The 26,594-nt window shown below is 39.4% G+C and carries 24 protein-coding genes and 1 pseudogene; 12 read left to right on the top strand and 13 right to left on the bottom strand.

From position 1 onward, the window contains the following. The first annotated feature begins 25 nt into the window (after window positions 1–25). Window positions 26–2,197: a S46 family peptidase gene (locus H5119_RS14990; protein ID WP_182702832.1), complete on the top strand. Its 2,172-nt coding sequence runs from the start codon at window positions 26–28 to the stop codon at window positions 2,195–2,197. Window positions 2,198–2,444: 247 nt separating this feature from the next. Here the strand turns inward: H5119_RS14990 and H5119_RS14985 are convergent, their stop codons facing one another. Further along, window positions 2,445–3,338, bottom strand: a complete 894-nt coding sequence (locus H5119_RS14985) for a response regulator (RefSeq protein WP_182702831.1) — start codon at window positions 3,336–3,338, stop codon at window positions 2,445–2,447. A gap of 98 nt (window positions 3,339–3,436) precedes the next feature. On the opposite strand from H5119_RS14985, the gene H5119_RS14980 reads away from it, so the two are divergent. From H5119_RS14980 to H5119_RS14965, 4 genes are all read left to right on the top strand, one after another. After that, entirely contained in the window at window positions 3,437–4,237 is an 801-nt protein-coding gene (locus tag H5119_RS14980) for a chromosome partitioning protein ParA (RefSeq protein ID WP_182702830.1), read from the top strand. Window positions 4,238–4,371: 134 nt separating this feature from the next. Next, complete coding sequence (locus tag H5119_RS14975; RefSeq protein ID WP_182702829.1) at window positions 4,372–5,643, top strand: O-acetylhomoserine aminocarboxypropyltransferase/cysteine synthase family protein; 1,272 nt, start codon at window positions 4,372–4,374, stop codon at window positions 5,641–5,643. Window positions 5,644–5,900: 257 nt separating this feature from the next. After that, a complete protein-coding gene (locus H5119_RS14970) occupies window positions 5,901–6,281 on the top strand; it encodes a BlaI/MecI/CopY family transcriptional regulator (RefSeq protein WP_182702828.1) in 381 nt (126 codons plus the stop codon). Between the two features lie 11 nt (window positions 6,282–6,292). Further along, complete coding sequence (locus tag H5119_RS14965; RefSeq protein ID WP_182702827.1) at window positions 6,293–7,909, top strand: M56 family metallopeptidase; 1,617 nt, start codon at window positions 6,293–6,295, stop codon at window positions 7,907–7,909. Window positions 7,910–8,055: 146 nt separating this feature from the next. Here the strand turns inward: H5119_RS14965 and H5119_RS14960 are convergent, their stop codons facing one another. Both H5119_RS14960 and H5119_RS14955 read right to left on the bottom strand, forming a co-directional pair. Further along, a complete protein-coding gene (locus tag H5119_RS14960; RefSeq protein WP_182702826.1) occupies window positions 8,056–8,241 on the bottom strand; it encodes a DUF1289 domain-containing protein in 186 nt (61 codons plus the stop codon). A gap of 2 nt (window positions 8,242–8,243) precedes the next feature. After that, window positions 8,244–8,762, bottom strand: coding sequence for a hypothetical protein (locus tag H5119_RS14955; RefSeq protein WP_182702825.1), 519 nt, complete (start codon window positions 8,760–8,762; stop codon window positions 8,244–8,246). A 136-nt stretch (window positions 8,763–8,898) separates the two neighbouring features. Here H5119_RS14955 and H5119_RS14950 point away from each other — a divergent pair, with 136 nt between their 5' ends. Further along, complete coding sequence (locus H5119_RS14950; RefSeq protein WP_182702824.1) at window positions 8,899–9,468, top strand: hypothetical protein; 570 nt, start codon at window positions 8,899–8,901, stop codon at window positions 9,466–9,468. Window positions 9,469–9,542: 74 nt separating this feature from the next. Here H5119_RS14950 and hisIE read toward each other — a convergent pair whose 3' ends face one another. From hisIE to hisG, 8 genes are read right to left on the bottom strand one after another with little or no spacing between them, the layout of a single operon-like run. Continuing rightward, entirely contained in the window at window positions 9,543–10,157 is a 615-nt protein-coding gene (gene hisIE / locus H5119_RS14945) for a bifunctional phosphoribosyl-AMP cyclohydrolase/phosphoribosyl-ATP diphosphatase HisIE (RefSeq protein ID WP_182675446.1), read from the bottom strand. Beyond that, complete coding sequence (hisF, locus tag H5119_RS14940) at window positions 10,148–10,927, bottom strand: imidazole glycerol phosphate synthase subunit HisF (protein WP_007376298.1); 780 nt, start codon at window positions 10,925–10,927, stop codon at window positions 10,148–10,150. The genes hisIE and hisF overlap by 10 nt, the downstream gene beginning before the upstream one ends. Beyond that, the gene (locus H5119_RS14935) at window positions 10,909–11,643 is read right to left on the bottom strand and encodes a 1-(5-phosphoribosyl)-5-[(5-phosphoribosylamino)methylideneamino] imidazole-4-carboxamide isomerase (protein ID WP_182702823.1); all 735 of its coding nucleotides are present in this window, start codon (window positions 11,641–11,643) and stop codon (window positions 10,909–10,911) included. The genes hisF and H5119_RS14935 overlap by 19 nt, the downstream gene beginning before the upstream one ends. Window positions 11,644–11,676: 33 nt before the next feature. Next, window positions 11,677–12,267 (bottom strand): imidazole glycerol phosphate synthase subunit HisH, encoded by a 591-nt coding sequence (gene hisH / locus H5119_RS14930; RefSeq protein ID WP_002960265.1) that lies wholly within the window; start codon window positions 12,265–12,267, stop codon window positions 11,677–11,679. After that, a complete protein-coding gene (gene hisB / locus H5119_RS14925) occupies window positions 12,264–13,325 on the bottom strand; it encodes a bifunctional histidinol-phosphatase/imidazoleglycerol-phosphate dehydratase HisB (protein ID WP_002960263.1) in 1,062 nt (353 codons plus the stop codon). The genes hisH and hisB overlap by 4 nt, the downstream gene beginning before the upstream one ends. Beyond that, window positions 13,322–14,431: a histidinol-phosphate transaminase gene (hisC, locus tag H5119_RS14920; protein ID WP_182702822.1), complete on the bottom strand. Its 1,110-nt coding sequence runs from the start codon at window positions 14,429–14,431 to the stop codon at window positions 13,322–13,324. Before hisC ends, hisB begins: the two co-directional genes overlap by 4 nt. Beyond that, window positions 14,421–15,722, bottom strand: coding sequence for a histidinol dehydrogenase (gene hisD / locus H5119_RS14915; RefSeq protein WP_182702821.1), 1,302 nt, complete (start codon window positions 15,720–15,722; stop codon window positions 14,421–14,423). The genes hisC and hisD overlap by 11 nt, the downstream gene beginning before the upstream one ends. A gap of 5 nt (window positions 15,723–15,727) precedes the next feature. Beyond that, entirely contained in the window at window positions 15,728–16,627 is a 900-nt protein-coding gene (hisG, locus tag H5119_RS14910) for an ATP phosphoribosyltransferase (RefSeq protein ID WP_138585252.1), read from the bottom strand. A gap of 395 nt (window positions 16,628–17,022) precedes the next feature. On the opposite strand from hisG, the gene H5119_RS14905 reads away from it, so the two are divergent. The 6 genes from H5119_RS14905 to H5119_RS14880 all read left to right on the top strand — a co-directional run bounded on the left by H5119_RS14905 (window position 17,023) and on the right by H5119_RS14880 (window position 24,831). Next, a complete protein-coding gene (locus tag H5119_RS14905) occupies window positions 17,023–17,259 on the top strand; it encodes a hypothetical protein (protein ID WP_182702820.1) in 237 nt (78 codons plus the stop codon). Between the two features lie 338 nt (window positions 17,260–17,597). Next, complete coding sequence (locus H5119_RS14900) at window positions 17,598–19,769, top strand: M4 family metallopeptidase (RefSeq protein WP_182702819.1); 2,172 nt, start codon at window positions 17,598–17,600, stop codon at window positions 19,767–19,769. An 87-nt stretch (window positions 19,770–19,856) separates the two neighbouring features. Next, window positions 19,857–21,710, top strand: a complete 1,854-nt coding sequence (locus H5119_RS14895) for a M28 family metallopeptidase (protein WP_182702818.1) — start codon at window positions 19,857–19,859, stop codon at window positions 21,708–21,710. A gap of 95 nt (window positions 21,711–21,805) precedes the next feature. After that, window positions 21,806–23,722 (top strand): ATP-dependent DNA helicase, encoded by a 1,917-nt coding sequence (locus H5119_RS14890; protein ID WP_077535273.1) that lies wholly within the window; start codon window positions 21,806–21,808, stop codon window positions 23,720–23,722. A gap of 9 nt (window positions 23,723–23,731) precedes the next feature. Then, entirely contained in the window at window positions 23,732–24,433 is a 702-nt protein-coding gene (gene tsaB / locus H5119_RS14885) for a tRNA (adenosine(37)-N6)-threonylcarbamoyltransferase complex dimerization subunit type 1 TsaB (protein WP_182702817.1), read from the top strand. A 68-nt stretch (window positions 24,434–24,501) separates the two neighbouring features. After that, a complete protein-coding gene (locus tag H5119_RS14880; protein ID WP_077535275.1) occupies window positions 24,502–24,831 on the top strand; it encodes a hypothetical protein in 330 nt (109 codons plus the stop codon). Between the two features lie 95 nt (window positions 24,832–24,926). Here the strand turns inward: H5119_RS14880 and H5119_RS14875 are convergent, their stop codons facing one another. Further along, window positions 24,927–26,216 (bottom strand): alkaline phosphatase, encoded by a 1,290-nt coding sequence (locus tag H5119_RS14875; RefSeq protein WP_182702816.1) that lies wholly within the window; start codon window positions 26,214–26,216, stop codon window positions 24,927–24,929. A gap of 273 nt (window positions 26,217–26,489) precedes the next feature. Then, window positions 26,490–26,594: pseudogene (locus H5119_RS20540) on the bottom strand (IS5/IS1182 family transposase); the annotation flags it as partial.

The raw sequence follows: 26,594 nt of genomic DNA, 5'->3' as shown, positions 1-26,594 counted from the left end.
CACAAACAATAAAAAGGACTCTGTAATGCGTTTAAAACCCCTAATAGCTCCGTTAGCAGCTACATTTGCACTTTCCATCTCGGGCAGTGTCGTTGCCGATGAAGGCATGTGGCAGCCACATCAACTTCCAGAATTAGAATCAATTTTAAAAGCCAAAGGGTTGGAGATAAGTGTTGATTCAATTTCTAAATTAACCGAATTTCCAATGAATGCAGTTATTAGTTTAGGTGGTTGTACGGCATCGTTTGTATCGCCAAAAGGATTAGTGGTGACAAATCATCACTGTATTTATGGCTCAGTTCAGTACAATTCAACACCTGAAAATAATATTCTAGAAAACGGCTTTTTAGCCAAAACGCCAGCTGAAGATTTACCAGCTGCACCGGGTGCTCGCGTATACGTGACTGAAACTGTGACCAATGTCACCGACCAAGTTATTAAAGGCACTGAAACATTAAGCGCAAAAGCACGCTACGACGCACTAGAAAAAAACGAAAAAGCCTTAGTAGCCCAGTGTGAAGCTGATGAAAGCTACCGTTGTAATGTGTATTCTTTTCATGGTGGTTTGGAGTTTTACTTAATTAAGTCACTTGAAATTAAAGATGTACGCTTAGCATATACACCCGCTATGGGCGTAGGTAAGTACGGTGGCGATATAGATAATTGGATGTGGCCGCGCCACACAGGCGATTTTGGTTTTTACCGTGCATACGTAGGCAAAGACGGCAAACCGGCAGAATATAACGTAGATAATGTACCTTACGTACCAGACTCTTACTTAAGTGTAAGCGCTAAAGGCGTACAAGAGGGCGATTTTGTTATGGTTACAGGCTATCCAGGGCGTACCAATCGTTACCGCATAGCCGCAGAAGTTGATAATGTATTTAACAATAGCTACCCAAAAGCACGTGTACATAATTCAAAATACGTGTCGCTTATTGAAGAGAATTCAGAAGACGGCAGTAAAGCGCGTATTGCTTACGAAAGCACCATAGCTGGTTACAATAACTACATTAAAAATTATGGTTCGATGATCGAAAGCTTTAAAAAAGGCACTATGTTTGAGCGTAAAAAACAGTTTGAACAAGAACTAACTAATTGGATCAATAGCGATGGTACACGTAAAGAGCAATACGGAAGTGTACTAAGTGAGCTATCTAAACTAATTGCGCAATCACAAGAGCACAGTGAACGCGATCGTATGTTAGGTTATGTACATCGCTCACAAATGATCAGCACAGCACGACGTTTATACCGCTTAGGTTACGAAAAGCAAAAGCCAAATAGCGAACGTGAATCGGGTTATCAAGAACGTGACTTGCCCCGCATTAAAGCGGGCCTTGAGCGTATGACGCGCCGTTATGATAGCAAAGTAGATAAAGCTATTTTACTGCACTTTTTAGAGCTATATGCAGCACTTCCAAAAGAAGAGCGTTTTAGCGACGTTGATAATGTATTTAACGTACAAAATGGGTTTGATAAAGCAACTCAAAGCGCGTTACTTGATAGCATGTATGAGCAGTCGAGACTTGATAATGCCACTGTTCGCAGTTCATTATTTGAACAATCGTTTAGCCAGCTAAATCAAAGCCAAGACCCATTTGTGCAGTACGCTAAAGCAATATTTAAAGTAATGAAAGCAGAGGAAGATAAATCAAAAGCACTTGCAGGTAAATTACAAGCAGCTCGCCCAGAGCTAATGAGCGCAATCATTGCGTTTAACAAAGCTAAAAACAAACCTGTATACGCCGATGCCAACAGCACACTACGTGTAACCTATGGCACCGTAGGCGGCTATTCACCTCAAGATGGATTGGTAGCAACGCCGTTTACATCGCTTGAAGGGTTACTTGCTAAAAACACCGATGTTGATCCATTTAATGCACCTAAAAAGTTACAAGAGCAAATTAAAGCAAAACTATTTGGTGATTACACGGGTGGCATGAATACAGTGCCAGTTAACTTTTTATCAAATGTAGACACTACCGGTGGTAACTCAGGTTCACCTACACTTAACGGCAAAGCAGAACTTGTTGGCTTACTGTTTGATGGTGTGTACGAAAGTATTATTGGTGATTGGGATTACAACCCTGAGCTTAATCGCTCAATCCACGTTGATTCGCGCTACATGCTGTGGGTAATGGATAAAGTAGATAATGCACAAAACTTATTAGACGAAATGAAAATAGTAAAATAAGTAATCAGTGAGATAAGAAAAGAGGCGCTTACTGTAATGGAAGCGCCTTTTTTATCGTAAATATTATTAGTGATTAATTCACAAAGAGGGCAAAGAGACGCTTCGCTTTTAAAGAAACATAACATGGCGTAACGTTTAAAGTTTTAGCTTCTTTGGTAAGGATAAGTCGCTGATTTTGATTTACACAATTTATGGTCTATTACATGCTTGATACTTTTTATAATATAACGGTCATCTAAATAAAAAATTAAATACCAACCAACATGATTTTACCTTGTGCCATCCCCTCAAGCTGGCAACTAAAATCAATTCGCTTTTCTGCAGGAGTTTTATATAGCAAAGTGAGTTTGTGAAAAGGTGTTGTAATAACTTTGACGGTTTTAATTTGTAAACTAACTCGCGTTCGTTTGTCTAAAAAGGCAAAAGCAGTTTCGCTAAGTGCCTTTTTACATGCAGATAATGCCGCATTCGATACTGCGCCCGATATTATTAAGTTACTGATATCGCCAGTAGACAAGGTATTATATCCGCCAGCCATTACACAGGCTGCATAAATATCAAGTATGGCAATGGCACGCACTTTTTGACTTTTTGGATCCTCATAAACGGCCATTACACAAGGAACTTTAGACTCATTGAATACTTGTGGTTGTATAGTGTTGACTATTAAAGACGGACTAATATGTTTATGAAATAGGCGTTCTAATTGCGAAAGTTTTGGTAAAGCTAAATCACTGTTTAATTCAATTTCATCGGGGATTATTTCGTTATTTTCTACAAGCTGTACTAAAGGCAATAATTTATCGTGTAGTTGCGCGTCGGTGAAAGGTTTTGACAACACAAAGGTTGCACCAAAGCTAATAGCTTCTTCAATTTTAGACTTTTCGTCAACTGTGGTGAGCATCGCGACTATTATATTAAGTTGTCGTTGCTTAATAGCACGCAATAACATCACTCCTGACATTTCAGGCATATGCCAATCTGTGAGAACAATATCTGGATGCCAGCTGCCAATAAGTGTCAACGCAGATTTAGCATTGTTGGCTTTCTCTATTAATAACTTTCGATAGCCAAATTTTTCCAACCCCCGGCGTACTATTGCGAGTGTTGCTTGACTATCATCAACGATAAGTATTTTCACGCACGTTACTTTTTTTTAAATGTTGTTGTTATTATGGCATATTATTTTGACAGCGCTAAACTCTAGTAAATTGACACTTAATTTAAGATAATTAAATAATGCCATACGTCGTATTTCCTCCTGAGGTTTATCAATATATTGCTATAAACTTTGGGCTACTTATTTTAGCTGCTTGGTTTTATATTCTTTTATTGATACTCAGAGAGTTTAGGTCGTTTGCGCTTAGCATGGTTAAAAGTACAGGGGGGATGGATGATGCTACGTTAGCTATGTGTAGGGAATCTGTTGACAATGCAATGAGCTATGTTAACGATAATCGAAAGACAATTGCTGAGTTAGTTAATTTACAAATACTGTTACAGCAACAATTAACTGAGGTTACTTCATCAACCAAAGATCATGTTACTGAAAAAGAACAACAGCTAATCGATGAGCTTAATAATAAATTAAGACGTTCGCATAACTTAATACGCAAACTTAAAGGGGATCTCGACAAAAGTGTCGAAAAATTAAAAGTAACTCGTCAAAAACTCTATGCACAATATGATGCAGTGACTGTGCTTCAAGAAGAAAAAGAGCAGTTACAAGCAGATTATAAAGCGCTTAAAAAAGCGAGCGAAAATAGTGATAAAACACTAAACGTAGATGTATCTTCAACGCAAGATCAAACTAAGCTACTTAACACTTTAAACGAATATAAAAGACAAATTGCAGAGCAAGATCAGCTACTACAGCAATTGCAGTTACAAACTGACGGGCCTGAAAGTAGTGAGGAATTAGACACTCTTAAGCAAGAGCTAGAAAAAACGCAGTATGCACTGAAGCACCTTACAAAAGAAAAAAAATTCATTGAAGGGCGATATTTAGAAATGATGAAAAATACACAAAAACCAAGTTAGCAAAGAAGTCCGGTATTTGCGCCTAGCCACCTTTAGCTTAAATCAAATCACCTCAACACCCTTTAATATATTTCATGTGCATTTTGTAACCAAGAAGTGCTAGCTTAGTAGTAAATTAATTGAAGGAAATAATTATGAAATTAGAATCACTAGCACTTCACCACGGTTACGAATCTGAGGCTACGACCAAATCGGCAGCCGTGCCTATCTATCACACTTCTTCTTATACATTTGATAACACGCAGCATGGCGCTGATTTATTTGATTTAAAAGTGCCGGGTAATATTTATACCCGCATAATGAATCCGACCAATGCGGTACTTGAGCAGCGTATTGCGGCGATGGAAGGCGGCATAGGTGGGTTAGCTGTTGCCTCTGGGATGGCGGCGATTACCTATGCTATTCAATGTTTGTGTGAAGTAGGTACTAATATTGTGAGCACCAGCCAAGTATATGGTGGCACGTATAACCTATTTGCGCATACCTTACCTAGGCAAGGTATTGAAGCACGCATGATTAAAGCTGATGACTTTACCGCGTTCGATAATGCGATTGACGACAACACCCGCGCTGTTTTTTGTGAATCTATTGGTAATCCTGCAGGTAATATTGTTGATATTGAGCGTTTAGCACGTATTGCACACAGCAAAGGTGTGCCGCTTATAGTTGATAATACCGTGGCTACGCCGTATTTATGTCGCCTATTTGAGCTAGGCGCCGATATAGTGGTTCACTCACTTACAAAGTATATAAACGGTCACGGTACTGCCATTGGCGGCATGATTGTCGACTCAGGAAAATTTGATTGGAAAGCGAATGCTACGCGTTTTGCAATGATGAACGAGCCCGATCCGTCGTATCATAATGTAGTGTATACCGATGCGTTTGCTGAGGCGGCGTTTATTGGTCGTTGCCGCGTTGTACCACTTAGAAATACCGGTGCAGCGCTTGCCCCTAAAAACGCCTCTGACATTTTAATCGGCCTTGAAACCTTAGGCTTAAGAATGGATCGCCACTGCGAAAATGCACAGCATCTGGCTGAGTATTTAGAAAATCATCCAAAAGTGCTTTGGGTTAATTACGCAGGGCTTAAATCAAGCCCGTATAACGAAATGAGTCAAAAAATTACCAGTAGTAAAGCATCCGGTATTTTAAGCTTTGGTATTGTTGGTGGCCTAGAGGCTGGTACTCGTTTTATTGATGCGCTAAATATGATTTTACGCTTAGTTAATATTGGCGATGCCAAGTCGCTTGCGTGCCATCCTGCATCAACCACACACCGTCAATTAAATAATGAAGAACTTGCTAATGCGGGTGTAAGTCGCGATTTAATTCGTTTGTCGGTTGGTATTGAAAACATTGCAGATATAATTGCCGATGTAAGCCAAGCGATCGATAAAGCATAGTTACCTCACTACCTTTCATAAAAAACTTTAAAGCATAAAAAGCGTTAGTTGAAAATAAACTATCGTTTTTTATGTTTTCCTAAAATCAATAAATAACTATACCTCTTTATTTTATATACCTTTTTTATAAAACCTTCCAAATACTTTTGTATTTCTGCCATTTTTTTTAATTGATATTACAATTTTATATTGACACTAAGAACACTTACTACTACATTTGTAACAGTACCACTACAAGTGTAGTAATAGGAGCGACAATGAAACTTAGTGATTTTGAAATGGATATTATGCAGCTGCTCTGGCAGCAAGAACCCTGTACCGCGAGTCAACTACATAAAGTGCTTTTAGCTGATAAGCAAAAAGATAAAAAAGTAGCCTATACAACAGTCAAAACTATTGTAGATAGGCTAGAACACAAAGGAGCAATTGAGCGCTGTGGACATGAAGGGCGAGCTATTGTTTTTAGAACAATCGTGACTCAAGACACATTATCGGAGCAAGCTATGCCCAGTTTTATGCAACGATTTTTTAAAGGCAATTCTCGTAGTTTAATTGCTCACTTTATAAAAGAAGAAAAGCTAAATGATGAAGATATTGAATATTTACAAACGCTTTTAAAAAATAAGAAGTTAGATTAAAGGAGAGGGTAATGACGGATTATTTACTAACTTGCACACTTATTAGCTTATGTATTTTGCTGACAGTAAAAGGACTAAAAAATGCCCCAGCACGATTAAACTTTTACATTTTAATGACTGCTTTGGCATGTTGGTTTGTTCCTTGGCAATACTTTTCCCAGTTACCGTTATTTGAAGGAGAAAATCGTTACACATTCAATGTGGCGCAATTGATTCCTGATGTTAAAGCATTAATACCAAACGCTGAACAAGTAGCAACTAAGGATGAATTACAAAGTGATATGAGTATATGGGATTTATTGCCATTACTTAGTAATGTTTTTATGTTTTTAGTTTTAACTGGTTTTGGTTTGTTTTTATTACGCATGGGCTTATATGTAAAGCTTATAAAAAATTTATACATCAACTCAAAGCCAAGTCCTGAGCTTAAACACATTAACAATCAGTACCCAATTAGACTAACAACCCATACAGAACCTGCTTTTGCTACTGGGTTAATAAAGCCTGTTATTTGGTTAGAGTCGACGATGACAAACCGTGAAGAATTAGATTCAGTCATTCAGCACGAGGTAACTCATTTACAACAAGGCGATATTTATTGGATGTGGCTTATTTGTTTTATAGAAAGCGTTTTTTGGTGGAATCCTATTTGCTTAAAGTTAACAGGTTTAGCACGAGAGCAACTCGAACTTAGCTGTGATGAGTTGTGTATGCAAAAGCTAAAAGGTAAATACCAATTGGATTTAGCCAGTTTATTACTACAAGAGCAAAGTGCTATAAGCTCGCATAACTTTTTTACCCCCCCACTTTTGAATATTGCTCATTCTAAGAGCTTTAATATTCAAAGGATTAAAATGTTAAACAAGGAAAAAACTATGAAAAGTAAATATTTAGTAATGGTCGCGGCGGCAATGTCTTTTAGTGCTTTAGCTGCAGCGCAAATTGTAGATGGTAATACAGGTAGCAAACAAAGAAGTAATAATGCTGAGCAAGTCTCTGTTAAAAGTGAAGAATATAAACAACAACTTGCACAGCTTTTAAAAAATGCTGCTGGGGCAAAAAGTGATAACCCTGAACTGTTAAACCAAGCTGCGCAAGGCATTCAAGATTGGCACTTAAATAGAGATAAACTAAACGGTTTTGAAGAAACTGAAATCAAACTACAAAGCTTTAGGTTGCTAAATCACGTTTACTCTAAACTTGAGCAATATGAAGACATACTGAGTGCTTACGAAAAATGGTACGAGCCGGGCAGTAACCCGCCTTACTTTTTAAAAAATTCATTAGCAACGGCCTATATACAGTTAGGGCGTTATGAGCTTGCTGTTGCAGAGCTTGAAGATTTATCAAAACAGCTTGAAGGTAAGCTACATGTTGGCTCTGCTGATAACTTAGCACTGGCATACATTTACCTTGCTGATTACGATAAGGCATTAAAAACCCTAGAGCAGGTTGATGCAAAAGACGATGTATACGGAAATATCCTTAAATATTATGTTTATGATAAACAAAATAACCGTAAAAAGATGGATGAAATTAAAAGTAAAATTCCAGAAGTATTTGCAGTTACCCCCGCGTTATTACCACAAACTGGTATACCAGGTTCGCAGTTACTAAGATTACTATAAATACATAGCGTAATGAGGCTCAGATTTTTGAGCCTCAATTTAATAATGAGTAGTACCAAACTGCATAAATCTTTGATCAATTTAACGAATTAAATATCACCATAGTTCAATATGTTAGTAAATCTCTTAACCAGAGTTCAGATTAACTATTTTGAATCAGCTCGTGGTGTTTCTAAAATTATCTTTTTTTCATCTTCAGATAATATTATCCAATCAAAAATTTCTTCGTTAGTACGCCCACAACCGGTGCAGTAACCGCTGCGGCGCTCACATATTCCTAAGCAATCGGTTTTAAATTTAGATGGCTTTTTGTTTTGATTTAATTGGCGCATTATTAAAGCCCTAACGGTGGTGCAATTTCAAAACGAGTAGTGAACCCACTACCTTCTTGATTGGTAGAGAGTGTAATGACTGGGGTTTTAGTATCAAGTACAAAGGTGCTGTAAATTGAACTTGCTGTTTCTTTTTGGCTTTCAAACCAGCCTGTTTTTGTTAAACATTGGCGCAATTGCTTAGCCAGTTTTTGATGAGATTTTACTGTTTGCGTTTGTGTTTTAACTTGCGTTTGGCACTGGTAACTTGCTTGCTCTGATTTATTTAAAGTAACCGTACAGGTTGCTCCAATAATATGAATATTAGTACGCCATTGATTAGTAAACGGGTTATTAACTTTATCTGTTTTTATTGAATCAAAACCAGATTTATAACCATTTATTAGGTTATTTATGGTGCTGCATTCATCGAGTGTTACTGTGATTTTTAAAGGCTTTGCAGTTGTAGGTGTTTGATTAGTTTTGCTGGTACAGCCCGCTAAAATAAACGCGATAATAAGAGGAGTAATATAGTTTTTCATAGTTCACAGTAGCAAATAAGATTTATCTGTATAGTATACCAAATGAGATAAACATTTGAACAACTTAGCAAATTAATGCTTTATCAAATTAATTGTACCCAATGATAATGATGTAATTCAAAAATAGGATTTGAAAATGAAATATATAGTTTTAATTGTATTTATAGTGTCTACATTAGTATACCTTTTGGCTAAATGCGACCATATAGAACATGATAGTAATGCGACGTTGAGTGCAAATAACTCAGTATCTGAAAATTGCCAAGTTGATTTAATTAAACAAGAAAAAGTGAATAAGGTACAACTGTCTAACGATCCTAGTACTGATCAACGCAGGCCTCTAACGCATGCGCAAGTCTTAAAAAAAGCGGATGTATCCAAAGAGAATTTAGAAACCAGTGTGTCCCAAACGTATATCCCCTTTGACAAACAAGAAGTAAACTATGAATGGGCGGATGACTTTACATACCAATTGTATGACTTCTTTTCTGCTAACGAACAACTGGCCGCTCTAAAACTAAAAAATGTGGAATGTAGAGCATCATTATGCCAGCTACAATTGTCTGCTACGGAGGCTGATTCTATAGAGCAGGCGATGACTATTGCTAATACATTACGCTCTGATGAAAAATGGAAAGCGTACTCCTTTTATCTGGTTGGCCAAGCAGATGAAAATACCATGACGATTGAAATTGGTGCTAACTAACCAAAATTTATTTTATAAAAACGAGCTTAAAGAGCTTGCTAAGATCTTTAAAACTCGTCTTTATTTTGTTGAAATTATTTATGGCGACCTTGTAAGCATTTAACTACATCTTCAAGGGCTAAGCCTTGGCGTTGTAGCAATACAGTAAGGTGATAAATTAAATCAGCAGACTCATTAGTTAGCTCATCGTTATCGTGTTTCATAGCGGCAAGGGCAACTTCTACGCCTTCTTCACCTACTTTTTGACAACTACGGCTTAAGTCTTTTGCAAATAATGAGGCTGTGTAGCTTTTTTCAGGGTCGTCATTTTTACGCGCAACAATCACATCTTCTAATTGTGCTAAAAAGCTTAAACTTGGTTTTGCATCATCACCAAAACAGCTTTGTGTGCCTAAGTGGCACGTTGGGCCTTCTGGGTTGGCAAGGACTAAAATTGAATCGTAGTCGCAATCGGTATGAACAGATACTACATTTAAGTAGTTTTCTGATGACTCGCCTTTGGTCCATAAACGCGATTTTGAACGCGAGTAAAACGTTACCTTATTGGTATCAAGCGTAACAGCGAGTGCTTCGCTGTTCATAAAGCCTTGCATTAAAATAACACCCGAGCGGGCATCTTGAATAATAGCAGGGATCATGTCACTTTTAGCGAAATCGACCTGAGCTTGGTTTTGTTGTGTTACTTGCATAATCTTGCTGCCACTTGGTTATCTGTTAAAAATTGTTTTAGTTCGCCAATGTTAATCACATTTTTATGAAAAACGCTGGCGGCTAATGCACCATCTACTTTGCTTTGTTTAAATACATCAACAAAATCTTGCATACTACCCGCACCGCCAGAGGCGATTAAAGGAATGTCACACAGCTCGCGAATTTTACTTAGTTGCTCGTTGTCGTAACCGTTACGAACGCCATCTTGGTTCATACAGTTTAATACAATTTCGCCTGCGCCTAGGTCTTGTACGCGTTTAACCCATTCTTGTGTTTTATAGCGCGTACGGCTTGATGCATTAGGATCGCCGGTTAATTGATACACTAAATACTCGCCGGTAATTTCATCAAAAAAGCTGTCAATGCCGACTACAACACATTGCTTACCAAACTCATCGTGTAATTCTTTAATAAGTTCAGGGCGCGCAATAGCAGGGCTGTTAATGCTTATTTTGTCAGCGCCGCGCTCAAGTACCCGCGCTGCATCAGCCACTGATTTAATACCGCCCGCTACACAAAATGGAATATCGATATTTCGTGCAATACTTTCTACCCAATTTACATCAAGTAGGCGTTTTTCAACGCTTGCACTGATTTCGTAAAAAACCAGTTCATCGGCGCCAGCTTCGCTGTAGGCTTTAGCCATTGTTAAAATATCGCCAACAACTTCATGACCTTTAAACTTAACGCCTTTAACTACTTGGCCGTCTTTAACGTCTAAACACGGGATTATGCGTTTTGATAACATGCCAGTGCCTCCTCAACGCTAAATGCGCCATCAAGCAATGATTTACCTAAAATAACGCCGCCAACACCTAGCTCTTTAAGCTTTTTAATGTCATCTAGTGAGCTTACGCCCCCTGAGGCTTGCACTTTAATTGTGCTGTTATGGCGAGTTAAATCTTCATATAATTCAAACGATGGGCCCGTCATAGTGCCATCTTTACTGATGTCCGTGCATAAAAAATCGATAACACCTAAGCCTACATAAAAATCTACCAGCTCAAGTAAACCAAACTCAGATTCACTTAACCAACCGTGCGTAGCAGGTGCCCAGCCCGTGGCTGTTTTATTTACATCAAGGGCAATTACAAAGTGCTCTGCGCCAAATTGCTCAATCCAGGCTTTTACTTGTTCGCGTTTTTCTACTGCCATTGAACCAATAACAACTTGGTTTGCACCGGCTTTTAGCCAATCACTTACATCTTGCTCTGAGCGAATACCGCCGCCCACTTGGTACGGTACGTTAAGTGCTTTGGTTGCAGCTTGAATATGTTTCCACTGCTTTTTACTTGGATCGCGTGCACCTTCTAAATCAACAAGGTGTAGTTTAGCTGCGCCGCTGTCGGCGTATTCTTTTAAACGCGCGCCAAGTTCGAAAGGGTAAAACTGTGCTGTGTCGTATTTACCTTGGTACAAGCGCACAATTTGATTTTGTAATACGTCTAATGCTGGAATAATCACAAATAATCTCTTTTTTGTTAGTTAATGGGCAGCTTATAACTGCCAATCAACAAAATTTTGTAATAAACGTGCGCCAACTTTTGCGCTGCGCTCTGGGTGAAATTGCATGCCCGCGTAATTGTCTTTGGCAACAATGGCTGAAAAGGTTTGACCGTACTCGCCGCTCACTAGTGTGGCGTCGTTTACGGTGTGCGCAAAGCTATGAACAAAATAAACTTGCTCATCAAGCGTTAGCCCTTTAGTTAATGCATGTTCTTTATTAACGCTCAAGTTATTCCAACCCATATGCGGCGACGTTAAATTGCCTACATCAAGCGCTTTTACTTGCCCTGGTATTTTACCTAGGCACTGTACGTTACCTTCTTCGGTGCTTTCGCACAGTAACTGCATACCTAAACAAATTCCCATCAGTGGGCGCTGGTATTCGTTTATAGCTTGTTGCCAGCCGTTATCTACTAGGCGTTTCATAGCAACCGACGCATGACCTACACCTGGCAATATAGCGCGCTCAAAACCCGCTAATTGCTCTGGTGATGTAATTACTGTTGGCGTTTGCCCTAAGCGTTCAAACGCAAAGCGTACTGAATTTATATTGGCACAACCGGTATTAATTATGGCAATCATAAACATCCCTTAGAGCTGGCTGTTTGTTGGGTTGTGTCTTGTGCTACTGCCATACGAAGAGCACGTGAAAACGCTTTAAATAAACCTTCAACTTGGTGATGACAGTTACCATCGCTTACCGATAAAATAAGGCTAATGGCGGCGTTATCACTTAAGCTTTTGAAAAAGTGCTCAACCATTTGCACGTCTAAATCGCCTGCTTTTTCGCGACTAAAGTTAGCGTTTAATACAAATGATGCACGGCCCGATAAATCAATTTGTGCTTCAGCTTTACACTCGTCCATAGGAAGCGCAAAACCATAGCGTGCAATTTGCGATTTAGTGCCAAGCGCTTGTTTAAGTGCAACACCAAGAGCAATACCAATGTCTTCAACAAGGTGGTGCTCGTCTATGTGTAAATCGCCTTTGGCTTTAATATTTAAACCAATGTTTGCGTGGGTGCGAATTTGATCAAGCATGTGATCAAAAAAGCCAAGTCCGGTGTCTATGCTGCCATTTTTAGTTTGATCTAAGTTTATGGCTACATCAATTTGGGTTTCTTTGGTGTTGCGTGTAACACGACCTTCGCGGTTTGCGGTGGTCAATTTTGTCACTATCGCACTCCAATCACCGTCGTATAAAATACCTTCACAACATAAGTTTTGAGCAAGACCAATATCGGTCTGGCGATCGCCAATAACAAAAGAGCGCGCTAAGTCTACTTTGCCAGAGCGCATAAGCTCGGTAAGTAAGCCCGTTTTAGGTTTACGGCAATCACAATTTTGCTCGTCAAAGTGTGGGCAAATTAATACGGTCTCAAAGCTAATGCCTTGGCTTTGCATTATGTCCATCATTTTGTCTTGTGCTATGTCAAAATCAGCAGTAGGAAAGCTGTCTGTGCCTAAACCATCTTGATTCGATACCATTACTAAACGGTAACCTGCGGCTTGTAATTGTAATAACGCAGGGATAACACCAGGTAAAAATGCTAGCTTTTCAAGGCTATCTACCTGTTTGTCGGTAATTGGCTCTTCAATAATAGTGCCGTCGCGGTCTATAAATAAATAGGGGTTACTCATGATACTTCGTTTCCTGCTAAAGATGCTGCGGTAGCCGGCGTTTGTAAGCCATCTAACCAAATTTTTACTTGTTCAAGTTCTTGTTCACTGCCAATTGAAATTCGTAGCCAGTCGTCTTCACCGTATAGTGTAAAAGCGCGCATAACCAAACCTTGCTCAAGTGCAATTTTAAAGTAGTTTTTATCAGCTAATTTTAAAGTAACAAAGTTACCTTCACCAGTGAGAATTTTTAATGCAGCAGGAGAGGCGTTTAGCCAATCTACCAACTTAGCTTTTAAGCTATTTAAAATAGTAACTTGGCGGCGCATTGATGTAATTGCATCGGGTGCAATTGCTTGCGCTGCAATACTAGCTACAACGCCCGATACCGGATACGGCGCAATGACTTTACGAATTGGCGCTAGTACGCTCTCTTGTGCAAGGGTAAAGCCCGTTCTGAGCCCTGCCAGCGCAAAGGCTTTAGAAAGCGTACGCAAAACCACTACATTACTAAACTCATTAATAAGTTTAGTGGCGCTTTGCTCTGGGCAAAACTCTATATAGGCTTCATCAACAATTACTAAGGCTTTACCCGCAAGGGCTGTTGCAATTGCTTTTACTTTATCAAGAGGCGTTAAGCTACCCGTTGGATTATTTGGGTTACAAATAAATACCAATTTTGAGCTGCCAACAGCTGCAACTATTTCATCCACACTACCATCAAGTAATAGCGCTTGCGTTAGGCTATTAATAGCAACGTTATGAGTATCAGCCGTTACTTTGTACATACCGTAGGTTGGTAAAAATAACGCAATGCTGTCTTTTGCAGGTTCGCAATAAGTGCGTACTAAAAGCTCAATGCCTTCATCTGCGCCGCGCGTCATTAATACATTTTCGCTTTTAAGCTCTGTATAAGCTGCGTAGCGGTCAATCACCAGTTGCGGTTGTGGATCAGGGTAGCGATTTAAATCCTCAATACTCAGTTCAAGGTTTTTAGCATACGGGCTTTCGTTAGCATTTAGCCACGTAGTACCGGTTAGCTTTTCACTTTTTGCAGAGCTGTATGCAGCGAGGGCTGCAATATTTTTAGGTAATAAGCTAGACGCTTGTGCGCTCTCATTGCTCATTTTTAATTGCCTCTAAACGAATTGAAACCGCATTAGCGTGGGCATCAAGGCCTTCTGCGTCTGCAAGTGGTAAAATTGCTTTTGAAAGTTGCGTTAAACCACTTTTAGTAATTGTTTGCACTGTGTATGTACGGAAAAAATCAAGCAAGTTTAAACTCGAGTAAGTTGCACTGTAACCATATGTTGGTAACACGTGGTTAGTACCCGATGCGTAATCACCTGCAGATTCTGGCGTGTAGTCACCTACAAATACTGAGCCTGCATTTTTAACTTTATCTAGGTAAGGAGTTGCATCAGCTAATTGTAAAATTAAGTGCTCTGGGCCGTATTGCGCCGATACTTCAAATGCTTGCTCAACTGAATCAACCAAAATAAGCGATGAATTAGCGAGCGCTTGCTCGGCTGTTGCTTTGCGGCTCAAATTAGCCAACTGGCGTGTAAGTGCCTGCTGTGTTTGTTCTATTATACTTTCGCTGTTACATAATAAAATAACTTGCGAATCTGCGCCGTGCTCTGCTTGTGAGAGTAAATCGGCGGCTATAAATTCTGGGTTCGCACGTTCATCTGCAATAACTAATACTTCAGATGGACCTGCTGGCATATCAATGGCCATACCTGGAATAGTTTGCGCAACGAGCTGTTTAGCCATTGTTACAAAGCTATTACCTGGACCAAATATTTTGTTCACTTTAGGAACCGATTCGGTGCCATACGCCATTGCTGCAATTGCGCCTGCGCCACCACTTTCTATTAACGTAGTAATGCCACATAACCTAGCTGCATATAAAATAGCAGGGTTAATCGCTTTATCACCTTGTACTGGTGTAGCAAGTACAACGGTTTTTGCGCCGCTTAACTGCGCTAATACACCCTGCATAATAACCGACGATGGCAGTGGAGCACTGCCACCGGGTACATAAATACCGACTGCTTCGATGGCTTGATATTTCAGTTCACATACAACGCCTGGTTGGGTTGATAACTTAATATCTTTTGGCAACTGCGCTTCGTGAAAACGTTTAACATTTGCATAAGCGGTGTCAATTGCGTATTTAAGCTCTGCACTTAGTGCTTGCTCAGATGCGTTAATTTCATCAAGCGGAACACATAAGCGAGGATTAGCTCTATTATCAAACTCTTTAGCCATGCTAAGTAAGGCTTCATCGCCTTGCTCTTTTACGTTAGCTAAAATAGTTTTGCATATAGCTTCAACCTTGGCACTGGCAGAAACTGCAGGGCGCATTAGCGCCGCTGTTTGTACTTGTGAAGATTCCTCATTCCAACGAAGCATGGCACTTACTCCATCATTTTTTCAATTGGCATAACTAAAATAGAGTTAGCGCCTAAGGCTTTTAACTGCTCCATTGTTTCCCAAAATAATGTTTCGCTGCTTACCATGTGCAGTGCTACGTATTCATCGTTACCAGCAAGGGCAAGTAGAGTAGGTTGACCAGAACCAGGTAAAATTTCACAAATTTCATCAAGTTTGTTTTTTGGTGCGTGTAGCATGATGTATTTGCTTTCTTTAGCTTGTCTAACACCACGTAGGCGCGGCATAAGCTTATTGATTAGTGCTAGTTTGTCAGCGTCTTGAAGGTCTTTATTTTGAATTAAACATGCGTTTGATTCTAAAATTGTATCACCTTGAATTAAGCCGTTAGCTTCAAGTGTTGCGCCAGTAGACACCAAATCACAAATTGCATCAGATAAACCTGCACGCGGTGCTACTTCAACAGAGCCAGTAAGCATTACTGTACTTGCGTTAATGCCTTCGCGCTTTAACCACTGAGTTAAGATTTCTGGGTAGGTAGTCGCAATACGTTTGCCTTCAAACCAGCTCTTATCGCGAGCGCCAAGCTCTTGTGGCCATGCAAGTGCGAGACGACAGTAACCAAAGTCTAGTTTTGAAAGTTTGGTTACTTCACTTGGCACACCTTGGCGCATCCGTTCTGCTTGCACTTCTACTAGTACGTTTTCGCCAACTATGCCTAAGTCACATACACCGTCCATTACTAAACCCGGAATATCGTCATCGCGCACACGTAGCACGTCAATTGGCATATTAGTTGAGTGTGCAATTAAGCGCTGTTCACGAAGGTTGAGTTTAACACCTAACTGTTTAAGCAGATCTTGACAATCTTTAGATAGGCGGCCGCCTTTTTGGATGGCGATACGTAGACGATTACTGTTGTTCATTATTCATTTTCCTTTAATTTAAAAACTAAAAACCCCGAGGGAACCTCAGGGCGAAAATGAATCAATGTTATTTGAATCGCCAGAGGTTCCTTTTAGGAATAACCTCTCAGCGAAAGACCTGACAGGTTATTCCGATGAATGGTGGTGATGATGTACTGTTGTCAGGTTTAAGCGCATTTTTTATCCTATGTAACTGCCCGTCATTTGGTTAACGTTCAGTTGTTATCTGTTTAAATAAATTTCGCATTTATAAAAACATAAATAGCCTGATTATGGCAAGTTTTATTTAGCTAAATTAAAGTATATCTTATAACTGTCGATACTATAGAAGATAATACATGTAGTTTTAATAATGTAATTGTTTATTAGTCAAACAGTTAAATAAGGAAGTACGTATGGACATCATGATCCCTTACTTAGGAACTATCACTCGTTTAGCTGTTGAATCTAAAGGGGCATTTCATATTGCGGGTGTACAAAGTGGAGCCGCAGCTGAAAAAGTTGAGCTAGAAAATAAAAAAAAGCGTGAGCTACAAAAAAAGAAAAAGCTCAATACCCTCGACGATCAAACAAAAAAAACAAAGACTAGCGCTGATGACGACGACCCCCCACATTTAGATACATGGGCCTAATGAAGATCCCGTAATTAAAGTAAAGAGGCCCAGATAGGGCCTTTTTTAATGTGTATATTTAGTTTAAATGTAATTTAATTGTTAATTAAATGTTTAAAAATAAAACAAAAAGTAAACTTATGTGTACATGTTGTTACATATTGGTTTGTTTTTTCTTACCTTTATTATACCAATATATTGAATATAAATAACTTAATTTATTATCTCATACTTTAATTGTAAATTATTTGTTTCATTTTCATTTGTGTTATTTGTAACCTAGGCTGATCCTTAATCGGGAACAGGTAGTGCCGATTAACAAAGTACATTAAAACTAAATAATCTAATGGAGCGTAAACGTGAAATTATCAAAAATAACAATTGCAACTCTTGCTGCTTTTACACTAATGCAAGCATCAAGCGCAGTAGCCGCAAATAAGAAATACCTAAATGAACACGTAAATACTAATAATACGTTGTCTGCATCAACAGCGACCCCAGATCAATTAGTTGGCTTAGAGGCTGGGAACAAATTAGTTGTAATTAAAGAAATAAAAAGTAATAACGGCGACACAACTCGATTATTTCAGCAAGTATACAATGGCCTACCTGTTATAGGTGACAGGGTGAGTTTAACCTTTAACAGCAACGGGCAGTTTAAACATGCTCACGGTGCTGCGGTATATGACATTTCAAGTGATATAAACACGGTAATCCCAAAGATAAATAAACAGTTAGCGGTAGCTAAGGGATTACAAAAATCTCCTCAGGCGCTTCAATCTGTCGGTTTAGAAAAGCATGACGAGAAATCGCAATTAGCAATTTGGGTTGATGAGCAAGGTAAGGCGCATCTTGTTTATGAAGTATCTTATGTTACTTATGGAAGTAATCCATCTCGTCCATATCAAATCATTGATGCGAACTCAGGTGAGCTACTATTTAGCTTAGACAACCTTCAACATGCAGATGCAACAGGCCCCGGCGGTAATTTAAAAACGGGCAAATATATTTATGGTACTGATTTTGCCAGCCTAGATGTTACGCAGTCTGGTAATAACTGCACAATGAATAATAGCAATGTAAAAACCATTAATTTGAATGGTGGCACAAGTGGTACAAGTGCATATTCATTTACTTGCCCTGAAAATACGTTTAAAGAAATCAACGGTGCATATTCACCACTTAATGACGCACACTTCTTTGGCAACGTAATTTTTAACATGTACAACGATTGGATCGGCTCGCCGCCACTTTCATTTCAACTACAAATGCGAGTGCATTATAGCAGTAACTATGAGAATGCATTTTGGGATGGTCGTGCAATGACATTTGGCGATGGTCTAAATACGTTCTATCCATTGGTGAGCTTAGATGTGTCTGCTCATGAGGTGAGCCATGGCTTTACTGAGCAAAACTCTGGCTTAGTTTATAGTGGAAAATCAGGCGGCTTAAACGAGGCTTTTTCTGACATGGCGGGTGAAGCTGCTGAATTTTACATGAAAGGCAGTAATGATTGGCTAGTCGGAAAAGAGATATTCAAGGGCAATGGTGCATTGCGCTATATGAACAATCCGACACAAGATGGGCGCTCAATAGACAATCAAAGTAGTTATTCTTCAGGAATGGATGTACATCATAGCTCAGGAGTATTTAATAAAGCGTTTTATAATTTAGCAACAACACCTGGTTGGGATACGAAAAAAGCATTTTTAGTCATGGCGCGTGCAAATCAACAATATTGGACAGCAAGTACAAACTGGGATCTTGCCGGTAATGGGGTTATGGATGCAGCCTGCGACTTAAATTATGAGCCAAATGACGTAAAAGCGGCATTAAGTGCTGTTGGTGTTACCTCTAGTTTGAGTGCTGGAAGTTCATGTGATTCAGTGCCTCCAATTGAAGACGAAGCACTCTCGAATGGCGTACCTCGTCCTGACATCAGTGGCTCAGCGAAACAGCAAATATTCTTTACACTGGATGTTCCTGCAGGTGCGAGTAATTTAGCATTTACCACGTCAGGTGGAACAGGTGATGCTGATTTATATGTACAATTTGCGACTAAGCCAACGCTTACTAGCTTTGATTGCAAAAGCACAACTTCAACCAGTAACGAAAGCTGCTCTATTAGTAATGCTCAAGCGGGTACTTATTATGTAATGGTTGAGGCTTGGGATCAAATTTCAGGAGTCTCGTTACTTGGCAGTTTTGATGGCGATACGGGTGGCACAACACCAATCAATCGAACTGAAGAAAATGTGAGTGTCAATGCTGGAAACTGGACACGATTTACTCAAAATTTGAGTGCAGGCTACAGCTCACTTAATGTTTCAATTGCTGGAGGCAGTGGTGACGCTGATTTATATGTAAACTTTGGAACAGAGTCGGGTACAAATGCTTACGTTTGTCGCCCTTATAAAAATGGCAATAACGAAAGTTGTACTATTGATAATCCACAAGCAGGAACTTGGCATATCGATTTACAAGGCTTTCGCACTGCAAGTGGTGTAACGCTAGACATTAAAGCGAACTAAATTCATTCCAGGGGAGCGTCCGCTCCCTTTTTTATCTTAGTAATGTCATTTTCTATGAATATAGCTCGATTTAAAAGGAATCAATTTATGAAACATTTACTAAATGTCGCGTTAGTTAGCGCCAGTACCTTAATTGTTCAATCACTGTATGCACAAGACAACGAAAAAATTTGGGTGACAATAGATCCTATTGCAGCAAAGCATTACCAGCAGACTCAAAAAACAGTGAGCAAATCACGTGAATCATTAAGTATGCAAACAACTGAATTAGACACGGTTAATTTTTTGCAGGTAAAGCCCGAAAATATAGCAGGCCTAAGTGAATTTATGCATGATAATTACCACCGGTGCGGTGGTTTTGTAGCGCATGAATCGCTTGATGAAGCAAAGCAATACACGAAGCAACTAGCTGCTGTTCAAAATCAAAGTACTTTGGCTTTTAACTACAGTATTGATAACGCGCAAACTACGCAGCAACTTATTAATAGTGTCAGCCCAAATAATTTAACAAATACTGTTAATTCAATGAGCAACTTCTACAACCGCTACTATACAGCTCAAACAGGAATAGATGCATCACAATGGCTAAAAAACTATTGGCAACAATTAGCCACAAATCGCAGTGATATTAGCGTTGAATACTTTACACATAGTTGGGCGCAATCTTCAATTATAGTCACAATACCTGGGGATGAAAAAGCGGATGAGATTGTTGTTATAGGTGGACATTTAGATTCGATTAACCAATCAAATCCAACAAATGGACGCTCTCCAGGTGCGGATGATAATGCCTCAGGTATTGCTGTATTATCAGAAGTGCTAAGAGCAATTGTCGATAATAACTACAAGCCACAAAGAACAATTCATATAATGGGGTTTGCAGCTGAAGAGGTGGGTTTAAGAGGGTCAAAGGCGATTGCCTCTGCATATAAATCACAAGGCAAAAATGTTGTAGGTATGGTGCAGTTTGATATGACGGGCAACAACGGCAGCAATGAAGACATTGTGATGATGACTGATTACACGACCAATGCTCAAAATCAATTTTTGGGTCAGCTTATTGATACTTATTTGCCTTCTATTAGCTACGGTTTTGATCAATGTGGATATGGATGTTCGGATCACGCATCTTGGTATCAACAGGGGTTTACAGCATCGATGCCATTTGAATCAAAAATGGCCGATATAAATCGATTAATTCACACTGTTAACGACACTAACTTTGACGCTGATCATGCGAGTAAATTTGCAAAATTAGCTGTGAGTTATGCATCTGAAATGGCAAAAAATGCAGGCGATGTAGTACCACCAATCGATAACGAACTACAAAATGGTGTTGCAGTGTCTGGTATCACTGAAAATGCAAAAGCGGAACGTGTGTACACATTAAAAGTACCCAGTAATGCAACTAATTTAAACTTCGCTACATCAGGTGGTACGGGGGATGCCGATTTATACGTTAAGTTTAATTCAGCGCCGACACTCACTAGTTTTGACTGTAAAAGCACAACGTCTTCAAGTAATGAGCGTTGTGAAATAAGTAATGCTCAAACGGGAGTTTATTATGTCATGGTCCAAGCATGGGATGCGATTACTAATGTTTCTTTGACTGGTAGCTATAATGAAGGTAGTGAACTTGAGCCAATCAATCGGGTAGAAAATAATGTTTCTGTAACAACAAACAATTGGGCTCGATACACACAAGATCTTGATGCAGGATATTCAGCATTAACGGTTAATATGACCGGCGGCAGTGGAGATGCGGATTTGTACTTAAACTTTGCAAGCCCATCAACAGAGTCTGTATATCAATGTAGACCTTTTAAAAATGGCAATACCGAAACCTGTCGTATTGATAACCCGCAAGCGGGTACATGGTACATAGATTTAAAAGGCTATAGTTCAGCAAGTGGAATTACCTTATCTATTAACGCACAATAATAATTAGTAGGGGGCAATGCCCCTTTTATTATATAACTTAATTACTTGCCCTTGATGTTTAGCTTACGTAAAATCGCGCTATTATTTCTTGTAAAGTGATTGGTATTATCAAACAACTGTTTAGTGCAACTGGGCCTTTGGCGTTATCTTTAGATGGATATACACCACGTCAGCCCCAAATAGATATGGCTGTTGCCGTTGCAGATGCATTAAAAAACAGTTCGCAATTGGTAGTTGAAGCGGGCACGGGGACAGGTAAAACGTTTGCCTATTTAGCGCCTGCACTTAAATCTAAAGGTAGAACCATCATTTCCACCGGTTCTAAAGCCTTGCAAGAGCAGTTATACCACCGCGATTTACCGCAGCTTGTTAAAGCGCTTAGTGCCTCTAAAAAAACCGCCTTATTAAAAGGGCGTGCCAATTACCTATGTACCTACCGACTTAACCAGCATGTTGCCCATGTACCTACTGATGATTCAGACGTAATGCATCAATTAGCTATGGTCGCTAAATTTGCCAGTGAAACACAGTCAGGTGATTTAGCCGATTGCATTGGTATAGAAGATGATGCCAAAGTACTGCCTTATGTAAACTCAACGGCAGATAACTGCTTAGGCAAAGAATGCCCAGACTTTCAAAGCTGCTATATACGCAAAGCGCGTTTAACAGCGGCCGATGCCGATGTGGTTGTTATTAACCACCATTTGTTTTTTGCCGATATGGCCGTAAAAGAAAGCGGCTTTGCTGAATTGATGCCAAAAGCAGATGCCTATATATTTGACGAAGCCCATCAGTTAAGTGAAATTGCCAGTGATTATTTTGGCGAGAGTGTTAGCACTAAAAAGCTGGTGGATTTAATTAATGACTTACGTGCTATTTATAGAGCTGAAATACCCGATATGCTGCAACTCGGTAAAAGCTTAAATAAGCTAGAGACAAGTGTTGCAGATTTACGATTGCAGTTTGGTGTTGATGGTAGCAGAGGTGACTGGCGAGAAAAACTGAGCGACAAACAAATTTGTGCAGCACTTCATCGTGTGATCAGTGATTTAGATTTTGTTTATCAGGTACTTAAACTGTGTTTAGACAGAAGCGATAAAATAGAGCATCCGTTTGAGCGAACACTTGCTTTTAAAGGCCAGTTAGAGCGTGTGTTTGACACGGCTCAAACAGGTTTTAGTTATTGGTATGAAACAACACGTCGTTATTTAACGATTAATATAACACCACTTAATGTCTCCGCTAAATTTGCTCAAATGATGCAAGACACTGGCGCAGGCTTTGTGTTTACATCAGCTACGCTTTCGGTCGACAACAAATTAGCGCACTTTAACGCAAGTTTGGGTTTAAAACCAAAGCAAAGCATGATGGTAGACAGCCCGTTTGATTACCCTAATCAGGCATTGTTATGTTTGCCACGTTATTTACCTGAATCACACGCTGATAACATGCCCCACGCAATTGTAAAACTCACACTCGAACTTATAAAATCAGCACAAGGGCGCTGCTTTGTGCTTTTTACTAGTTATCGAATGATGCATTTGGTCGCTGAAGGACTCACCACACAAATAGACTACCCAGTTTATATGCAGGGGCAAATGTCTAAGCGTATTATCTTAGAGAAGTTTACCCGCCATGGTAATGCGGTGTTACTCGGCACAGCTTCTTTTTGGGAAGGTGTTGATGTACGCGGCAGCACACTAAGCTGTGTTATTATTGATAAATTACCATTTGCAGCCCCCGATGACCCTTTATTACAAGCCAAAATGCAAGATTGCCAAATGCAAGGAAAAGACCCTTTTGCACACATACAATTACCGCAAGCGGTGATTGCACTAAAGCAAGGTGTCGGGCGTTTAATTCGTGATAGCAAAGATAAAGGCGTCCTTGTAATATGTGATAATCGCCTAGTTACACGTCAGTATGGGCAAGTGTTTTTAAAGAGCTTACCGCCAATGCGCCGCACGCGGAGTTTAGAAGATGCCAATAAATTTTTACAACAAATTAATTAGAGTAATAAAATGATTAAAAGTAATATCCTCGCCCTCGACGCTTCTACTGAAGCACTGTCAATTGTTTTACATTTTCAGGGCCAAACATTTCATCATTTTGAAGAATGCCCGCAGCAGCACAGCCAAAAAATACTTCCACTCGTGGATGAGTTGTTAACCAAAGCTAACTGTAAATTGAAAGATTTAGATGTGATTGGTTTTGGTCAAGGACCCGGTAGTTTTACTGGCGTGCGTATTAGTGTTGCAATAGCACAAGGGCTTGCGTATTCAACAAACTTACCACTAGTTGGCGTTTCAACACTTGCTATTATGGCGCAACAAGCGTTTGAACAAAACGGCAGCCTTAGTGTTTTCCCTAGTATAGATGCGCGTATGGGGGAAATATATTTCGCCCATTACCAAGCAAAAAATAATTTAGTGCAACTGGTCAATCAAGAGTGTGTAATAAAGCCGGACCTATTAAGCGATGACTATATTACTTCTACTGAGCCATCTATCGCAGTGGGCACTGGGTTTAAAACCTACCCAGGTGCGCTTAATAACTTTGAAAACGTGACAATTAATAGTGAGATTACATTACCTGATGCGCGTTATATGTTAGCGCATGTTGAAGCCGCGCTTTTAGCGGGTGACGTTGTAAAAGCGAGTGACGCTCAACCTAAATATGTGCGAGATACGGTAACGTGGAAAAAGCTACCAGGGCGTGAGTAATCGTATTATTTGCAAATTGGTTGTTTTTAAATCATAATTTTATGCAATATTAAGGTTGGAGACGCGTAATGACGCTGCCTATTGGTTCAGGTTTTTTTACCGGAGATATTCCGGGGAGGGTTAGCTCTACTCAAGTCGTTACTAATAAACCACAGAGTTTAGTAGAGCAACCGGCTACACAAAAAGCGAATACCGACTATGTAAAAAGCAGTAAAAAAGGCGAAGAGCTTGCCAATCAACTGTTTAAAAGCAGCGCTAAAAGCAACGAATACAGTCAAACAATTTACGACCAACCATCAGCTCAAGTAAGCAAAGCAATTTCTACTTATACTGAATTTGCTAATTTAGAGCGCCGTGCTGAAGTGCAAAATTTAATAGGTGTTGATATATACGCTTAACGCTTATTCAAGCGCTTTAGATAAATATAGCTATAAAATTTAATAAAAAGCCCGAACAAGTGTTCGGGCTTTTTGTACTCAAAACGAGGTAAAACTTACTGTTCAATAAAGCCAATCAGCTTATCAGCAATGTCAGTATTGTTCTGTGATCCAATAAAATGCTCGCTACCTTTACCATAGGCAAATACTTGAACATCTACAGCTGTATGTCCGCCTGTTGTCCAGCCAGTAAAGCTAGTATCACTAATAATACTTTTAACGGCTAAATTAAGCGCTTTGTCGCCCATTTTTTTAGCTTGCTCAAGTTTAATTTGATTTTCAGTTGTGAATTCAATGTTCGTGTTAGTCGTCCACACTGATTTTAAATCTTTTGCATCAAGTAATAACTGAGTAAGTTTACCTGCGGTTGCTTTAACGCCTTTAACTACTTCAGTTTCCCACTTGTATTGACCGTGTGCCCCAAGAGTTAATCCTCCTGTAGAGTGATCGGCTGTTACTACTAAAATAGTATCTTTATTTTTGTCGACATAGGCTTTTGCTTTTTCAATTGATTTTGCAAAGTCGTCCATTTCAGCCATCGCACAAGCAATATCATTTGCATGACCACACCAATCTATTTGACTGCCTTCAATCATCACAAAAAAACCGCTTTTGTTTTGAGTATCTAGTAAATCAAGCGCTTTGGATGTTAGTTGCGTAAGGCGAGTTGGGTTCTCATCAAGTGCAAAAGGTAAACCTTTTGGCGCATACAAACCTAAAGCGGGTATTTGAGTTATTTGGCCGAGATTGCTAATGTCATCGCCATATTGATAGCCAGCGGCTTTAAACTCATCAACTAAATTACGATCGTCTCTAATAAAGTATTTAGTACCACCACCTAACATTAAATCGACTGGTAATTTACCAACAATTTTATTGTCTATGTAGTCGTTAGCAATCGCATCGTAATTATTACGCGATTCATTATGCGAAGCGAAGCTTGCAGGCGTTGCATGATTTATTTGTGATGTTGCAACAAGTGCCGTTGTCATACCGCGCTCTTTTGCAATTTCAAGCATGGTTTTAACCGCTTTTTTGTGTGTATCTACGGCTATAGCGCCATTGTAACTTTTATGCCCGCTGCTAAGTGCTGTCGCACCTGCTGCACTATCGGTTACATACGTATGGTCATCCGGATAGGTATGCGCCATGCCCTTTAATATCGTATCAAAAACGGTACCTTCGATTTCTTTAGTTGCAGGGTCATCTTTAAAATAGCGATAAGCTGTGGTGTATGCCGGACCCATGCCGTCACCAATCATATAAATTACATTTTTAGGCGCTGACTCTGCGTAAGCACCTGATGCAGTGCACAAAAGTGCTAATAAGCTGAACTGTTTTTTCATAGTTGTACCTTTTGAGTGTACCTTATTTAAAAGCCTGCGTTATTGTATACCTTAAGCATGATAAATAAATTAATATATGAGATGAATTACAATAAGTGATGTTGTTTTTAAAAGAGTATTGGGTTGGTATTTATAATCTCTATAATTATAAAATATATCGCTTTTATGTACTAATACCAAACTGCATAAATCTTTGATCAATTTAACGAATTAGATTGCACTATAACGTCGTTAAAAATTTTTTATTTAGAACAACTAGGGGCTGTTGATCTTTCACATTGGTAGCCAAATCATTGCACATGCCAGCGCTAACATACTCTCAAACTGTAATTTCAATTTATCGTACCTTGTCGCTATAGCACGGAAGTGCTTTAGCCT

Source organism: Pseudoalteromonas sp. SG45-5, assembly GCF_014164085.1.
GTDB lineage: Bacteria > Pseudomonadota > Gammaproteobacteria > Enterobacterales > Alteromonadaceae > Pseudoalteromonas > Pseudoalteromonas aliena.
This window is presented reverse-complemented; position numbering and strand designations above follow the sequence as displayed.

Excerpts from the sequence above, each read along its gene's own strand:
- H5119_RS14990 (WP_182702832.1), top strand. The coding sequence starts at position 26 with ATGCGTTTAAAACCCCTAATAGCTCCGTTAGCAGCTACATTTGCACTT.
- H5119_RS14980 (WP_182702830.1), top strand. The coding sequence starts at position 3,437 with ATGCCATACGTCGTATTTCCTCCTGAGGTTTATCAATATATTGCTATA.
- H5119_RS14975 (WP_182702829.1), top strand. The coding sequence starts at position 4,372 with ATGAAATTAGAATCACTAGCACTTCACCACGGTTACGAATCTGAGGCT.
- H5119_RS14970 (WP_182702828.1), top strand. The coding sequence starts at position 5,901 with ATGAAACTTAGTGATTTTGAAATGGATATTATGCAGCTGCTCTGGCAG.
- H5119_RS14965 (WP_182702827.1), top strand. The coding sequence starts at position 6,293 with ATGACGGATTATTTACTAACTTGCACACTTATTAGCTTATGTATTTTG.
- H5119_RS14960 (WP_182702826.1), bottom strand. The coding sequence starts at position 8,241 with ATGCGCCAATTAAATCAAAACAAAAAGCCATCTAAATTTAAAACCGAT.
- H5119_RS14955 (WP_182702825.1), bottom strand. The coding sequence starts at position 8,762 with ATGAAAAACTATATTACTCCTCTTATTATCGCGTTTATTTTAGCGGGC.
- H5119_RS14950 (WP_182702824.1), top strand. The coding sequence starts at position 8,899 with ATGAAATATATAGTTTTAATTGTATTTATAGTGTCTACATTAGTATAC.
- hisIE (WP_182675446.1), bottom strand. The coding sequence starts at position 10,157 with ATGCAAGTAACACAACAAAACCAAGCTCAGGTCGATTTCGCTAAAAGT.
- hisF (WP_007376298.1), bottom strand. The coding sequence starts at position 10,927 with ATGTTATCAAAACGCATAATCCCGTGTTTAGACGTTAAAGACGGCCAA.
- hisH (WP_002960265.1), bottom strand. The coding sequence starts at position 12,267 with ATGATTGCCATAATTAATACCGGTTGTGCCAATATAAATTCAGTACGC.
- hisB (WP_002960263.1), bottom strand. The coding sequence starts at position 13,325 with ATGAGTAACCCCTATTTATTTATAGACCGCGACGGCACTATTATTGAA.
- hisC (WP_182702822.1), bottom strand. The coding sequence starts at position 14,431 with ATGAGCAATGAGAGCGCACAAGCGTCTAGCTTATTACCTAAAAATATT.
- hisD (WP_182702821.1), bottom strand. The coding sequence starts at position 15,722 with ATGCTTCGTTGGAATGAGGAATCTTCACAAGTACAAACAGCGGCGCTA.
- hisG (WP_138585252.1), bottom strand. The coding sequence starts at position 16,627 with ATGAACAACAGTAATCGTCTACGTATCGCCATCCAAAAAGGCGGCCGC.
- H5119_RS14905 (WP_182702820.1), top strand. The coding sequence starts at position 17,023 with ATGGACATCATGATCCCTTACTTAGGAACTATCACTCGTTTAGCTGTT.
- H5119_RS14895 (WP_182702818.1), top strand. The coding sequence starts at position 19,857 with ATGAAACATTTACTAAATGTCGCGTTAGTTAGCGCCAGTACCTTAATT.
- tsaB (WP_182702817.1), top strand. The coding sequence starts at position 23,732 with ATGATTAAAAGTAATATCCTCGCCCTCGACGCTTCTACTGAAGCACTG.
- H5119_RS14880 (WP_077535275.1), top strand. The coding sequence starts at position 24,502 with ATGACGCTGCCTATTGGTTCAGGTTTTTTTACCGGAGATATTCCGGGG.
- H5119_RS14875 (WP_182702816.1), bottom strand. The coding sequence starts at position 26,216 with ATGAAAAAACAGTTCAGCTTATTAGCACTTTTGTGCACTGCATCAGGT.